Raw genomic sequence first — 12,561 nt, 5'->3', positions numbered from 1 at the left:
GCCGTAGGCTGTGGCCATGGGTGAAGAACGGCGCGTGCACCTCTCGAACTCGGCTCCCGAGGCGTATGCGGCCCTGCGCTCGTTCTCGACCACTGTGGGGCGACTGGCCGCCGACGCGGGCGTCGACGCCCGCTTGCGCGAGATCGTGCAGATCCACGCCTCGCAACTCAACGGATGCGCCTACTGCGTGCGCGTGCACGTCGATGCCGCGGTCAAAGCCGGACTGGACGCCGATGTGATCGCGCAGATCGCGACCTGGCGCGAGTCGGGCGTCTTCGACGAGCGCGAGAGGGCCGCGCTCGAGCTGACGGAGTCTTTCACCTTCATCCACGAGGGCGGCATCCCCGACGAGGTGTACGACCAGGCCGGCGGCATCCTCAGCGAGCAGGAGTATGTCGCGCTCAGCTGGGTCCTCGTCGCCATCAACGCCTTCAACAGGGTCGCCATCGCCGGTCGGTACCCCGTTCCTCCGCGCGCCGCACCCGCGGAGAACGCGGTTCGGGATGCCATGCCCCCGGCGGCACCGCACGTGCACGCGGACGGGGCGCCGTGAGCGGCTCGCTCGTCTCGGGGGCGGTGAACTTCCGCGACGTCGGCGGCCTCCCCGCCGGCGGACGCCGCACGCGCTCGGGCGTGCTCTACCGCTCCGGCAACCTCGTCGCGGTCGACGACGCGGGCGCGCGGACCCTCCGAGAACTCGGCATCCGGAGGGTGATCGATCTGCGCGACGAGTCCGAGGTCGCCCACGCGCCCAGCCGACTCGACGACGGGGTCGAGATCCAGCACGAACCGCTCTTCCTCGGGTCGGTGGCCTCGTTCTTCGCGCGCGACCTGAGCCTCGACGACATGTACGCCGCCTTGGTCGACGACTCCGCCGAGCGGGTCGTCTCGGCGGTCCGCGGCATCCTGTACGCGCAGCCCGTACTCGTTCACTGCACGGTGGGGAAGGACCGCACCGGGGTTACGGTCGCGATCGCGCTCGCCGCGGCCGGTGTCGATCGCGAGGCGGTGATCGCCGACTACGCCCGCACCGAGGACTTCCTTCCCGCCGAGCGCAACGCGCGGGTGCTCGCCGCGATCCGTGCCGTCCATCCCGGCAACGTGCACGCCGAGGCGCTCGCGACCCGCTCGCCCGCGCCGGTCATGCGGGCCCTGCTCGATCGCCTCGATCGGGAGTTCGGTTCCGCCGCGGGGTATCTGCTCGCCAACGGGATGAGCGCGGCTGAGACCGAGCGGCTTCGCGAGGTGCTGATCGACTGAGCGGCGCGATCGCGCCGTCGTGTCGACGTCGAGATACTGAGCGTGAACACAGGTTAGGCAAACCTATGTCGCGGGTATAGTGGAGTCATCATGTCGATCTCCACCGAGCACAACGCCGCCGCGTGCCGCGCGTCGCGGCACACCCGCGTGCAGCACCTCGTGACGGCCGACGAGACCTCGCTCGCCGAGCTCGAGGCCCTGCTCGCGACGCTGCCGATCTGCTCGACCGGTCGCGTGTTCGTGGAGGTCCCCGACGCGTCGTGGATCGGCTCGATCGCGGCCCCCGCGCGCATGACGCTCACCTGGCTCGACCGCTCGCGCCGCGGCGGCGCTCCCGGAACGGGCCGTGGCTGCGCCGCGGGCGAGGCGCTGTCACGGGCGGTGTCGGGCTGGGCCGGCGAGATGCTGTGCTGCGACGACGACGCGACGCGCGTCATCCTGCTCGGGGGCTACCTGGGCACGGCCGAGATCGTGGACGAACTCGTGACCCGTCACGGTGTCGACGCGCAGGCCATCCACACGCCCGAGCGCTTCGGCCTCGCCACCGCGCGCTGACGCGCCTTCCGATCCCGCGAGGCCGCTCGAGCTTCGTCAGCGACGGCTGGTTCCCGTCGATCGCCGACGACTCGTACGGCGGGGTCAGCTCCCGCGGGGCACGTAGTTGCCCTCGACGAGACCCGCCTCGATCTCGAATCTGTTGCGCAGGGGGTCGCGCCCTGCCAGCGCATAGAGAATCGGCATGAGGAATCCGTACCGCCGCCACTGACGGCGGTGCACGGCTTCGTGCCCGAGCACCGTGTCGGTCGGGCGATCGTCGCCGGTGAGGAAGCATCCGCCCACGCACACGCCCCCGCGCGGGAACGCCCACGAGGGCAGCCCGCGGAACACCCACAGGCCCTGACGCTTCTCGATGCGTCCCGTGCTCCACAGCGAGCCCCAGATCCATCCGACGGTGCACCCGTACCAGTACCCGACCCGGCTCACGGGGGAGTCGAGCAGAACGCCGGGGATGAACCGGTCGAGTCGGCGGCCGCGCGCGACAGCCCTGTCGGCGCGCTGGCGCCAGCCCGCGGGAGGCGGGGGGAGGGGGCTCATGCCAGGGCCCCGATCAGTCGAAGGATCGTCCCCAGGTCGTCGACGGCCGCCGCGGGCGACGAGGGGGAGAACTCGGTGAGAGTGGCGCCCGCCATCGGGAGGCGCTCTCGAAGGCGGCGGACGGATGCCACGACGTCGGCGGTGCGCGCGCCGAAGGGCACGGCCTGTGCGACGCCGGCGATGTCGGCGGGATCGAGCGCGTCGAGATCGATGTGCACGTGGGTGCGAGTCGCACCGGTGGCCGCGACCGCGTCGGCCAGAGCGTCGGGGGACGACAGCTCGTCGGCGCGGACGACGGTGATCCCGTGGGCGGCGACGAACGCTTCTTCTTCGGGGTCCCAGGCGCGTGTGGCCACGAGGACCAGGCGCGACGGCGCGATGCCCGGTTCGAGACGCACGAGGTCCTCGCCCTCGCCCGCGATCGCGCGGAGCACCATGCCCGTGAAGGCGCCGCTGGGGGAGGACTCGGGAGTGTTCAGGTCGGGATGCGCGTCGATCCACACGACCGCGAGATCGTCGCCCGCGATGGCCGAGACGGCACCCAGGGCGACCCCGCAGTCGCCGCCCACGACGACGGCCGGCTCGTCGGAGGCGCGAACGGCCTCTTCGATGCGATCGCGCATGCGGACGATGGCGCTGAGGCGCTGCACGCGGCTGCCTTGAGCGTCGCCGGCCTCGGTCGGCGCGGCGAGCACGGTCGTCGAGGCGCGCGGAAGGTCGCCGGCGATCGCCTCGGAGCCATCGACGAGCTGCATCGCCCGCGACGAGGACGAGCCCTGCCACTGCGGGGCGACGATGAATCGGGTCATGCGGCTTCCCTCACGCCGGAGACGCGAGTGCACCGCCCGGGCGACCGGGCGATGCACTCGCGGGGGTGGATCAGACCTGGTCGGGGCTCGGGGCGTCGATGGCCGCGCGCTGCGGGCCGCCGACCTTGAGAGCGGCCAGACGTGCCTCGACCTCGGTGAGCTCGCCCACGTCCTCGAGGGCGTTGAACTGCGCGTCGATGCTCGAGGCGGCGAGCTCCTGCTTGCCGGCGGCGAGGGCCTCCTGGCGGCGGATCTTGTCTTCGAAGCGGCCGAGCTCGCTCGTCGGGTCGAGCACGTCGATCGACTTGACGGCGTCGTGCACCTTGTTCTGCGCCTCGGCGACCTTGGCGCGAGCGGTGAGCTCGTTGCGCTTGGCCTTGAGCTGCTCGAGCTTGGTCTTCATGCCGTTCAGGCCGTCTTTGAGCTTGTCGACGACCTCGGTCTGCGCGGCGATCGTGGGAGCGGCGGCTTTGGCCTCTCCCTCGGCGGTGATCTGACGCTGGAGGGCGATCTTGGCGAGGTTGTCGAACTTGTCGGCCTCGCTCAGGTTGCCGCCGGCGCGCAGTTCGTCGCCCTTGCGGCTGGCGGCGAGGGCCTTGTTGCCCCACTCGGCCGCTGCCTGGACGTCTTCCTGGTGGTCGCGCTCGAGCAGACGGAGGTTTCCGATCGTCTCGGCGATGGCCGATTCGGCGTCGGCGATCGAGTTCGAGTAGTCGCGGACGAGCTGGTCGAGCATCTTCTGCGGGTCCTCGGCCTGGTCGAGGAGCGCGTTGACGTTCGCGCGGACGAGGGTCTGGATGCGACCGAAGATGGACTGCTTGGCCATGCGGGGTGTTCCTTCCTGAGGGCGACGGTGTCGAGTCTGGTGGCGGTTACTACGAATTGTCTGTGATCGGGCGGCGGTGCCGCGAGGGCTGGACTAGCGGCGCGATCCCCGTCCGCCGCCGGCGCGACTGCGGCCGCCGCCGGAGAAGCCTCCGCCTCCGCCGCTGCGCGAGCGCCCTCCGGCGGAGAAGCCCCCGCCGCGCGAGCGGGCCCCGCCGCCGGAGAGACCTCCGAAACCTCCGCCGAGACCGCCCAGGCCGCCGCCGCCGAAGCCGCCGCGAGAGCGCCCTCCGCCGAGGATGGCGTTCACCGCGATGCCTCCGAGGATGGCGCCCATCATGTCGCCGCCGCCGCCCGCGCCGCCGAAGGATCCGACGTCGCTCTGCGCGGCGGAATCGGCCGCCGCCGCGAGCTGTGCCGCGCGCTGGGCCGCGGCGAGGGCCGCCACCGGGTCGTCGGTGCGCAGCTGTTCGGCCTGGACGACAGCGGCGCCCGCCTCAGCGAGACGCGTCCGCGCCGTCGCCCCCACGGCGCCGCGGCGAGCGGAGATGAAGTCCTCGGTCGCGGTCACCTGAGCACGTGCCTGGGCCAGGGTCGCGTCGAGCTGCCCTTCTGCGCGGCGGCGACGCTCGGCCGCGTCACGCGCCTCGGCCAGCACGGTGTCGATGGTGGCGTTCGCCCGCTGCAGGGTCTCGAACGCCCGCATCGGGTTCGGCCGCGACGCCGACAGTGCACCGCGGGCGTCGTCGAGCTGCGACCGAGCCGAGGCCGCGGCGGCGGCGATGCGTCCGTCGGGGTCGGGGAGCTGCGCTGCCGCAGCGAGATCGCCCTCGATCTCGGCCACGAGGGCCGCCGCGCGCTGCTGCGCGTCGGCCAGGGCCGCGTCGAGAGAGTCGATGGCGCGTTCGAGGGTGTCGGCCTGGGCGACCGCCGTCTGAGCGGCGCGGATGGCGACCGCGGCCTCTCCGGTGCGACCCTCGGCGAGGGCGGTGTCGGCGGCGGCCTCTTGGGTGCTCGCGAGCTCGAGGCGCGCGCGGGCCTGCGTCGGGTTGTCGGCGACGGACGAGAGCGCGTCTTCGCTGAAGCGTTCGGACAGGCGCCCGAGTCCCGCTTCCGCCGCGCTCAGGGCCGCGGCCACCGCGGCGTGCTGCTGCCGTACGGTGGCGAGGGCGCCGGGAGCGTCGGCTTCGAGGGCGCGCAGCTCGTCGAACGCCGCGGCCTTGGCGTCGAGCGCCTCGTCGGCGGAAGCACACAGCTGCAGGATCTCGGTGTACCCCGCGCGCTGCTGTTCCGGGGTCTCGGGGGTCGCGTCGTCGAGCTGCTGCTGAATCGAGAACGCCCGCTCGAGGTCGGCCTTCGCCTGCGCCAAGACCTCGGTGAAGGGCGCGGCCGCGGCGTCGCCGAACTGCGCGCGGGCGAAGCCGAGTTCCTGCTCGCTCGTCTTGACCGCGTCGTCTGTCGCCACGAGCGCGGAACCGGCGCGGCGCGACAGGTCTTCCACGCTCTCGGCGGAAGCGTCAGGGGCCCCCGATGTCACGCGACGGCGCCGGCGCACGGCCAGCCAGACGAGGGTGGCCGCGATCGCGAGCAACAGCACGCCGACGAGCACGATCGGCACGATGGCCGGTCCGTTCTGCGTCGCCGGGGTCGGGGGCGGGTTCGGCATGTTCCCGCCGGCCTTCGCGTGAGCGGTGCGCAGCCCGTCGGCCGCGGCGATCGCGGCGCCCGCGTCGTCGCCCGCTTGGAGCGCCGGCTGCACCTTGTCCTGCTCGATCGAGGTGAGCTGGGCGGCCGAGATTCCGCCCGCGTCGACGTCGCCCGAGAGGTAGTACTGGAAGGTGTCGCCCTCGATGGCCACCGCGAGCAGGTACTGGTGCGGGCCGAGGTTGTTGCGGTTGGCGGTCTCGTTCGCCCAGTCGTCCGCACCGGTCGGGTCTTCGAAGCCGTCGACGTACACGACCCAGAGGTCGAGGCCCGTCTGCTCCGAAAGCGTGAGCAATCGCCGCTGCACGTCGGCTTCTTGCGCGTCGGTGAGGACATTCGCCTGATCGAGCACGTAGCTCGAGCCGAGCGCGGGCGGGGGGATCGCCGCAGCGCTGAGGGGAGCGACGAGGACGCCGACGAACGCGAGCAGCAGCACCGTGATCGTGTGCAGCACGTTCGGCTTTCGCATGCAGTCCCCTTCGGTTGCCGGATGCTTCCACCCTATAAACGACCGCCGACACCGGGGTAGGAGCGGCGCGTCCGCTGTCAGCGCACACCCGCGCCGCCTAGGCTCGAACGCTCGGAGGTACACCATGGACGACCGTTACGGCACCGACGTGCTCGCCCGCGGGTGGCGCGACGCCGGACGCATCAGACCCGCCGAGGTCGCGGCATCCGCCGATCTCGTCGTCGAGGTCGCGGGCAGTGACTTCGTCGGTGCGGTGACCCGCATCGACGGCATGAACGTCGAGCTCGAGGACCGCTTCGGCAAGCGTCGGCTGTTCCCGCTCGGCGGCGGCTTTCTCGTCGACGGCAAGCCCGTGGTGCTGAAGGCCCCCGCGGCCGCACCCAAGGGGCGCACCCGCACGGCGTCCGGCTCCTTCGCGGCAGACGACCAGCGCGCGCGCACCGCCCGCGCGAGCCGCATCTTCGTCGAGGGCAAGCACGACGCCGAGCTCGTCGAGAAGGTGTGGGGCGCAGACCTCCGCGCCGAGGGCGTCGTCGTGGAGTTCCTCGAGGGCGTCGACCTGCTCGAAGAGAAACTGGATGCCGAGCCCCCCACCGCCGAGCGCCGCTACGGCGTGCTCGTGGATCACCTCGTGCCGAACTCCAAGGAGTCGCGCATCGCCGAGAAGATCGCCCGCGGCCGCCACGGCGCCCACGTGCGCATCGTCGGCCACCCCTTCGTCGACGTGTGGCAGTGCGTCACCCCCCGTGCCCTCGGCATCGCCGCGTGGCCCGAGGTGCCGCGCGGCATCGAGTGGAAGGTGGGCGTGTGCCGCGCCCTCGGCTGGCCCGCCGAGGAGCAGGCCGACACCGCCCGCGCGTGGCAGCACATCCTGTCGAAGGTCACCACGTTCCGCGACCTCGAGCCGGCCCTGCTCGGACGCGTTGAGGAACTCATCGATTTCGTGACCGTCCCGTGAGCGGCCGCAAGCGCTCCCTCTCGCGCGAGGCGTCGGAAAGCGTCGCCTCCGCATCCGCTGAGCGACAGAAGGCGGCCCCTGACGCGGCGGATAACCTGGACGACATGGATGCCGCCGCCCCCGCCTTTCGCGACAAGCCGGTGTCGTTCGTGCGCCGCAGCGGTCGCATGTCGGAGGCGCAGGATCGCGCGTGGGCCGAGCTCTCGCCGTTCTACCTGCTACCGATCGAGCGCGCCACCGCCACCACCAGCGTCAAGCCGGGCACCGCCGTCGACCCGGCCGCGGTCTACGGTCGCACCGCCCGCCTGGTCGTCGAGATCGGCTCCGGCCAGGGCCACCAGATCGTCTCGGCGGCGGCCGCTCACCCCGACACCGACTTCCTCGCCGTCGAGGTGTTCACCGCGGGGCTCGCGCGCACGATGCTCGACGCCGACCGCGAGGGCGTGAAGAACCTCCGCCTCGTCGAGGCCAACGCGCCGGAGGCGCTCGAGCACCTGCTGCCCGCGGCATCCGTCGACGAGCTCTGGGTGTTCTTCCCCGACCCCTGGCACAAGAACAAGCACACCAAGCGTCGCCTCGTCGCCCCCGAGTTCGCGCGCATCGCCGCTCAGGCGATCCGCCCCGGCGGCACGCTGCGCCTCGCGACCGACTGGCAGGACTACGCCGACCAGATGCGCGACGTGCTCGACGACGCCCCCGGTTTCGAGCGGGCGTTCGCGGGGGAGTGGGCCGAGAGGTTCGAGGGGCGCGTGCTCACCGCCTTCGAGCGCAAGGGCCTGCGCGTCGGTCGCGACATCCGCGACCTGACCTACACCCGGGTCTCGCCGTGACCGCGCACACCGCGGTGCCGGTCCGCGAGCGTTCCACGTGGACGCCCAAGCTCATCCCGGCACTCACGGTGTGCCTCGCCGCCCCCGCGCTCTTCGTCGTGCAGATCGTGTGGCTCGGGTGGATCCTGCTCGCTCTCGCCGTGGCATCCGCTGTCCTCGTCGATCGTCGGAACGGCATCGCCCTCGCCCGGAGCGAGGAGCCGAGCATCGCGCGCGACGTGTCGCTGATCGCGGTGGGGCAGTTCATCGTCAGCCTCATCCCGCTGCACGCCGAGCTCGACAACGCCGCCTTCGTGCGCTTCACCCTCGCCCTCGGCGGGGCCGTCGTCGTGCCGTACGTGGTCTCGCGCTTCGTCTACCGCGACGACGCGATCCGCTTCCCCTGGCGCGGCGGAGGCCGCTGGACCTGGTGGCAGTGGGCGTGGCTCGGCGGGGTCATCGTGCTCGGCTACCTGATCCTGCCGTTCTACTTCATCACCTCGGGCGTCTACCGCAACTGGCCCGAGGTGATCACGGGCGACCTCATCGCGCGCCTGTTCGTGGGTGTCGGCGCGGTGGGCATCTGGGACGAGCTGTTCTTCATCTGCACGGTCTTCGTGCTGCTGCGCCGGCACTTCCCCGATCTCACTGCCAACCTGCTGCAGGCGGTGGTGTTCGTGTCGTTCCTGTGGGAGCTCGGCTACCAGGCCTGGGGGCCGCTGCTCACGATCCCGTTCGCGATCGTGCAGGGCTTCCTCTTCTTGAAGACCCGCTCGCTCTGGTACGTCGTGACCGTGCACCTGCTGTTCGACGCGGTCGTCTTCGGGGTCCTCGTGCACGCGCACAATCCCGATTCGGCATCCCTCTTCTTGCTCTGATCCCGGATGCCGGCACCCCTGCGTCCCACTCCGCCCGGAGCTCCACGTCGTCTGCGATAAACGCTGATTCTTGCGATACACGCTGCGCGACGCCGTGTCTCGGAGGAATCAGCGTTTATCAGGGGGGTGGGAGCGGGAGCGGATGCCGCGGTGCCCGGGTCCTGCCCAGGTCGGCTCGCTACGCTGGGTCCCGGACGCCCGCCGCGTCCCCGGACGACGGATCAGTACCCGGACTGCGACAAGACTGGCCAAGGAGCACCGTCATGTCGTGGATCGTCCTCATCCTGTCCGGCATCCTCGAGGCTGTCTGGGCGACCGCCCTGGGGCGCAGCGAGGGTTTCACCAAGCTCTGGCCGAGCGTGATCTTCGGCGTCGCCCTCGTGGCATCCATGGGCGGCCTCGCCTTCGCGATGCGCGAGATCCCCACCGGAACGGCCTACGCGGTGTGGGTCGGGATCGGCGCCGCTCTCACCGTCGTGGTCGCCATGATCAGCGGGACCGAGGCCGTCTCGGTCGTCAAGGTGCTGCTCGTCCTGGGTCTGGTGGGGTGCGTCGTCGGCTTGAAGCTCGTGGGCGACAGCCACTGATCAGGGCATTTCCCCGAAAGTCAACCGGATGGAACGTTCGGTTTCATCCGGTACGATCCTCCCCAATTGCACTTGTCCGGGCCAGACACCGTCGTCACTCGCCCATGTCTTCCCCCGTGAAAGGTTCCGAGTGAGCGCACCGCCGAGCGAGCTTGCCCCCGCGACACGCCCGTCCCCCGTCATCGGGCGACAGCGTCGAATCGATCGGCTGCGCGATTCGCGCCTCGGTCGTGCCCTCGCCCAGTACGGGCACGACGTTCTTCGCACGCCCGAGGGCATCGTCCCCGTCGAGCGGGGCGCGTTCACGAAAGTCCTGATCCTGTGGGCCATCGCCCGCGTGGTCAACTTCGGCATGCTGTGGGGCTTTTACTCGATCGCCAAGGCGGCCCGCTGGGGCTTCGGTCCCGACGGCGAGCGTCTCGGCACCTTCTGGGACTACCTCACGGGGTGGGATGCCGACCGCTACGGTCAGATCGCCGCGCAGGGCTACCCCATGTCGCTGCCGATGAACGTCTCGGGCGACATCCTGCCGAACAACTGGGCGTTCCTGCCCGTGTTCCCCACGATGGTGCGGGTGCTCTCGGGTGCCACCGGTCTGGGGTGGCAGCCGGTCGCCGTGCTCTTGAGCCTCGGTGCGAGCCTCGGCGCCACCTGGTTGCTGTTCGTCCTCCTGCGCACGGTCACCAAGCCCCAGCCCGCGTGGTGGGCGGTCGTGTTCTTCTCCTTCGCGCCGATGTCGTTCCTCTTCGTGATCGGCTACAGCGAGGGCCTGTTCATGCTGCTGATGTTCGCGGGCATGCTGCTCGCCATCAAGCGGCGCTACCTCTGGATCCTGCCGATCGGGCTCATCACGGCGTACACGCGTCCGGGAGTCCTGGCTCTGGGTCTCGCCCTGGGCATCGTGTTCCTCGTGCGCTTCTTCCGCCGCAAGGTCGATCCGTTCCCGGTGCGCGAGTGGGCCTCGCTCATGGCATCCGGTCTCGTCATCGCCGCGGCGGGCCTGTCGTGGAACCACATCGCCCAGTACGTCACCGGAACCCACAACGCCTACATCCGCACCGAGCTCGGCTGGTGGCTTGACTACGTCGGCAACGACGAGTTCACGCCCTTCACCCCGTGGTTCCGCCAAGCGGGAACGCACCTCGGCCTGGTCGGCATCATCCTCGTGATCGCGCTGATCGTCGCCTTCGCGGCCCTCATGTGGTCGCGGCCAGTCCGCAAGCTCGGTCTCATGGTGGTGGCGTACGGCTTCAGCTACGGCGTCTACATCTTCGCGGTGTTCCTGCCGCAGCAGAGCACGTTCCGTCTGCTCATGCCGATGGCGCCGCTCATGGGTGATGAACGGTGGTCGTCGACGCCGCGGCGTCGCACGGCGATCCTGGTGGGATGCCTCGTGCTCCAGGCCGTGGCGATCCTCCTGCTGTGGACCCGCGGCAACCCGTGATCCGACGCTGACACGACAGAGGGGCGGTGCCGTTCGGCGCCGCCCCTCCATCGTTTCCGGAGTCGTCAGTCGGGCTGTCCGCCGGGATCGACGGCGTCGATCACATCCTGTTCCGCGGCGTTGTCGGCATCCATCTCCGCTGATCCGGTCGAGTCCTCCTCGGTGCGCGCGAACGCCCCGGCCGACGGATCGGCGGCGCCGGCGGGTGCCGGTTCGGTCTCGGGCGGCAGGGGGATGGTGGGCTCGGCGGGGGTCGGGGCCGTCGGCTCGGCGGGGTTCGGGGCGGTGGGCTCCGCGGGGGCGGGCTGCGAGGGATCGGACGGGGCCTGGGGGACGCTCGGTGTGCTCATTCCCCGACTCTGGGCGCCGCGGACGACCTGCGCGAGCCCCTTCCCGAAGAGTCCGCCGCGGTGTAGCCGTGGGCCGCTAGGCTTTCGGGGAATCCGACGACGAGGGGTCGATGTGTCCACCGCGCACGATGTGACGCGCCGCGAGGCGATCGCGCAATACCGCCTCATCGGCGAGCCGTCGGAGCCCGATCTGCAGGGGCTCGTCGAGCTCGCGGCCACGGTGTGCGACGTCCCCACCGCGGTGATCAACATCATCGACGACCGCATGCAGCATCAGGTCGCGGCCGTCGGCATCCAGGCCGCGTCGTGCGCGCGCGAGGACTCGATGTGCGCGGCGGTCATCAGCACTCCCGGCCGCGTCGTCGTCCCCGACGCCCGCCTCGACCCGCGCTTCGCGCAGAACGCCTTCGTCACCGGCGAGATCGCCTACACGCGCTTCTACGCCTCGAGTCCGCTCATCACCCCGGCGGGGGTGGCGATCGGCACGCTCTGCGTGTTCGACACCAAGGTCGGAGAGCTGTCGGATGCCAGCAGTCGAGCCCTCGACCTGCTCGCTCACCAGGTGATCGACGTTCTCGAACTGCGCCGCATCCAGCGTGATCTGCTGGAGTCGAACGCGCAGCTCGAGCAGTTCGCCGTCCAGGTGAGCCACGACCTCCGGAACCCCCTCACCGCTCTCGCGGGCTTCCTCGAGCTCGCCGCCGACAGTCCCGAGATGGTCGACGCGCCGCGCGCCGCGCAGTCGCTCGCCCGCGCCGAAGCGGCGGCGGGTCGCATGACGTCGATGGTCACCGATCTGCTCGATTTCGCGCGCATGGGCGGTGCGCGCCCGCACGTGACCCGGGTCGACGTCGCCGACACCGTCGACGCGGTGCTCGAAGACCTCGACGGGGCCCTGGTGGACACGGGGGCGGAGGTCACCGTCGAGGACGCCACGGTCGTCGACGCCGATGACACTCTCCTGCGCGTCCTGTTGCAGAACCTCATCGCCAACGCGGTGAAGTTCACGGTTGCGGCCGAGAAGGTCCCGCGCATCACCGTCAGCGTCGAAGAGCTTCCCGACGGGTGGCGCGTGACCGTCGATGACAACGGCGACGCCGTCGCCCCCGAGCTGCGCGACCGCGTGTTCGAGCCCATGCAGCGCGGGCACGGCGCCGAGGTGCAGGGGATCGGCATTGGTCTGGCCACCTGCCGGCGGATCGTCGAGGCCCACCACGGGTCGATCGGGCTCGATGCCTCTCCGTCGGGCGGAACCCGCGCCTGGTTCGTGCTGCCCGCAGCGGCCTGAGCGTTACCGGGCGACGCGCCGGGGCGCAACCACCGCGACGGGTGTCCGAGCGGGGCCGTAGCGTGGGCCGTGTCGCGGAGGCCAC

General features: G+C 71.2%; 14 protein-coding genes and 1 riboswitch. Of the genes, 9 read left to right on the top strand and 5 right to left on the bottom strand.

The features are described 5' to 3' along the window. The first annotated feature begins 16 nt into the window (after positions 1 to 16). The 3 genes from AB6V31_RS05550 (at position 17) to AB6V31_RS05540 (ending at position 1,815) form a co-directional block, all read left to right on the top strand. The gene (locus AB6V31_RS05550) at positions 17 to 553 is read left to right on the top strand and encodes a carboxymuconolactone decarboxylase family protein (RefSeq protein WP_369364531.1); all 537 of its coding nucleotides are present in this window, start codon (positions 17 to 19) and stop codon (positions 551 to 553) included. Continuing rightward, the gene (locus AB6V31_RS05545; RefSeq protein WP_369364530.1) at positions 550 to 1,260 is read left to right on the top strand and encodes a tyrosine-protein phosphatase; all 711 of its coding nucleotides are present in this window, start codon (positions 550 to 552) and stop codon (positions 1,258 to 1,260) included. Before AB6V31_RS05550 ends, AB6V31_RS05545 begins: the two co-directional genes overlap by 4 nt. 90 nt (positions 1,261 to 1,350) lie before the next feature. Beyond that, a complete protein-coding gene (locus AB6V31_RS05540) occupies positions 1,351 to 1,815 on the top strand; it encodes an SIP domain-containing protein (RefSeq protein ID WP_056227049.1) in 465 nt (154 codons plus the stop codon). Between the two features lie 84 nt (positions 1,816 to 1,899). On the opposite strand, the gene AB6V31_RS05535 is transcribed toward AB6V31_RS05540, so the two are convergent. The 4 genes from AB6V31_RS05535 to AB6V31_RS05520 all read right to left on the bottom strand — a co-directional run bounded on the left by AB6V31_RS05535 (position 1,900) and on the right by AB6V31_RS05520 (position 6,162). Then, on the bottom strand, positions 1,900 to 2,355 hold the full coding sequence (locus tag AB6V31_RS05535; RefSeq protein ID WP_369364528.1) for a Fe-S oxidoreductase: 456 nt from the start codon (positions 2,353 to 2,355) through the stop codon (positions 1,900 to 1,902). Continuing rightward, positions 2,352 to 3,164, bottom strand: a complete 813-nt coding sequence (locus AB6V31_RS05530) for an arginase family protein (RefSeq protein WP_369364526.1) — start codon at positions 3,162 to 3,164, stop codon at positions 2,352 to 2,354. The genes AB6V31_RS05535 and AB6V31_RS05530 overlap by 4 nt, the downstream gene beginning before the upstream one ends. A gap of 70 nt (positions 3,165 to 3,234) precedes the next feature. Continuing rightward, entirely contained in the window at positions 3,235 to 3,990 is a 756-nt protein-coding gene (locus AB6V31_RS05525; RefSeq protein WP_074694165.1) for a PspA/IM30 family protein, read from the bottom strand. A gap of 93 nt (positions 3,991 to 4,083) precedes the next feature. Next, positions 4,084 to 6,162: a TPM domain-containing protein gene (locus tag AB6V31_RS05520; RefSeq protein WP_369364525.1), complete on the bottom strand. Its 2,079-nt coding sequence runs from the start codon at positions 6,160 to 6,162 to the stop codon at positions 4,084 to 4,086. A gap of 124 nt (positions 6,163 to 6,286) precedes the next feature. Here AB6V31_RS05520 and AB6V31_RS05515 point away from each other — a divergent pair, with 124 nt between their 5' ends. The 5 genes from AB6V31_RS05515 (at position 6,287) to AB6V31_RS05495 (ending at position 10,838) form a co-directional block, all read left to right on the top strand. Then, a complete protein-coding gene (locus AB6V31_RS05515) occupies positions 6,287 to 7,120 on the top strand; it encodes a DUF3097 domain-containing protein (protein ID WP_056227059.1) in 834 nt (277 codons plus the stop codon). Positions 7,121 to 7,224: 104 nt separating this feature from the next. Next, on the top strand, positions 7,225 to 7,950 hold the full coding sequence (trmB, locus tag AB6V31_RS05510; RefSeq protein WP_369364523.1) for a tRNA (guanosine(46)-N7)-methyltransferase TrmB: 726 nt from the start codon (positions 7,225 to 7,227) through the stop codon (positions 7,948 to 7,950). Beyond that, positions 7,947 to 8,807 carry a CPBP family intramembrane glutamic endopeptidase gene (locus tag AB6V31_RS05505; RefSeq protein ID WP_256335507.1) on the top strand — a complete coding sequence of 287 codons (861 nt, stop codon included), beginning with the start codon at positions 7,947 to 7,949 and terminating at the stop codon, positions 8,805 to 8,807. The genes trmB and AB6V31_RS05505 overlap by 4 nt, the downstream gene beginning before the upstream one ends. 188 nt (positions 8,808 to 8,995) lie before the next feature. Next, a riboswitch (guanidine-III (ykkC-III) riboswitch) is annotated at positions 8,996 to 9,060 on the top strand. Positions 9,061 to 9,070: 10 nt separating this feature from the next. Then, complete coding sequence (locus AB6V31_RS05500; protein ID WP_056227061.1) at positions 9,071 to 9,394, top strand: multidrug efflux SMR transporter; 324 nt, start codon at positions 9,071 to 9,073, stop codon at positions 9,392 to 9,394. A gap of 130 nt (positions 9,395 to 9,524) precedes the next feature. Continuing rightward, positions 9,525 to 10,838, top strand: coding sequence for a hypothetical protein (locus tag AB6V31_RS05495; RefSeq protein ID WP_369364521.1), 1,314 nt, complete (start codon positions 9,525 to 9,527; stop codon positions 10,836 to 10,838). A gap of 65 nt (positions 10,839 to 10,903) precedes the next feature. Here AB6V31_RS05495 and AB6V31_RS05490 read toward each other — a convergent pair whose 3' ends face one another. After that, the gene (locus tag AB6V31_RS05490; RefSeq protein ID WP_074694167.1) at positions 10,904 to 11,188 is read right to left on the bottom strand and encodes a hypothetical protein; all 285 of its coding nucleotides are present in this window, start codon (positions 11,186 to 11,188) and stop codon (positions 10,904 to 10,906) included. Positions 11,189 to 11,300: 112 nt separating this feature from the next. On the opposite strand from AB6V31_RS05490, the gene AB6V31_RS05485 reads away from it, so the two are divergent. After that, entirely contained in the window at positions 11,301 to 12,476 is a 1,176-nt protein-coding gene (locus AB6V31_RS05485; protein WP_081349642.1) for an ATP-binding protein, read from the top strand. Positions 12,477 to 12,561 lie beyond the last annotated feature (85 nt).

The sequence above is a fragment of the Microbacterium sp. 16-032 genome (genome assembly GCF_041079455.1).
In the GTDB taxonomy this organism is placed as follows: domain Bacteria; phylum Actinomycetota; class Actinomycetes; order Actinomycetales; family Microbacteriaceae; genus Microbacterium; species Microbacterium testaceum_A.
The sequence above is the reverse complement of the archived record's forward strand: the minus strand, read 5'-3'. Positions and strand labels throughout refer to the sequence as shown.

Excerpts from the sequence above, each read along its gene's own strand:
- AB6V31_RS05520 (WP_369364525.1), bottom strand. The coding sequence starts at position 6,162 with ATGCGAAAGCCGAACGTGCTGCACACGATCACGGTGCTGCTGCTCGCG.
- AB6V31_RS05550 (WP_369364531.1), top strand. The coding sequence starts at position 17 with ATGGGTGAAGAACGGCGCGTGCACCTCTCGAACTCGGCTCCCGAGGCG.
- AB6V31_RS05535 (WP_369364528.1), bottom strand. The coding sequence starts at position 2,355 with ATGAGCCCCCTCCCCCCGCCTCCCGCGGGCTGGCGCCAGCGCGCCGAC.
- AB6V31_RS05490 (WP_074694167.1), bottom strand. The coding sequence starts at position 11,188 with ATGAGCACACCGAGCGTCCCCCAGGCCCCGTCCGATCCCTCGCAGCCC.
- AB6V31_RS05525 (WP_074694165.1), bottom strand. The coding sequence starts at position 3,990 with ATGGCCAAGCAGTCCATCTTCGGTCGCATCCAGACCCTCGTCCGCGCG.
- AB6V31_RS05540 (WP_056227049.1), top strand. The coding sequence starts at position 1,351 with ATGTCGATCTCCACCGAGCACAACGCCGCCGCGTGCCGCGCGTCGCGG.
- AB6V31_RS05530 (WP_369364526.1), bottom strand. The coding sequence starts at position 3,164 with ATGACCCGATTCATCGTCGCCCCGCAGTGGCAGGGCTCGTCCTCGTCG.
- AB6V31_RS05500 (WP_056227061.1), top strand. The coding sequence starts at position 9,071 with ATGTCGTGGATCGTCCTCATCCTGTCCGGCATCCTCGAGGCTGTCTGG.
- trmB (WP_369364523.1), top strand. The coding sequence starts at position 7,225 with ATGGATGCCGCCGCCCCCGCCTTTCGCGACAAGCCGGTGTCGTTCGTG.
- AB6V31_RS05515 (WP_056227059.1), top strand. The coding sequence starts at position 6,287 with ATGGACGACCGTTACGGCACCGACGTGCTCGCCCGCGGGTGGCGCGAC.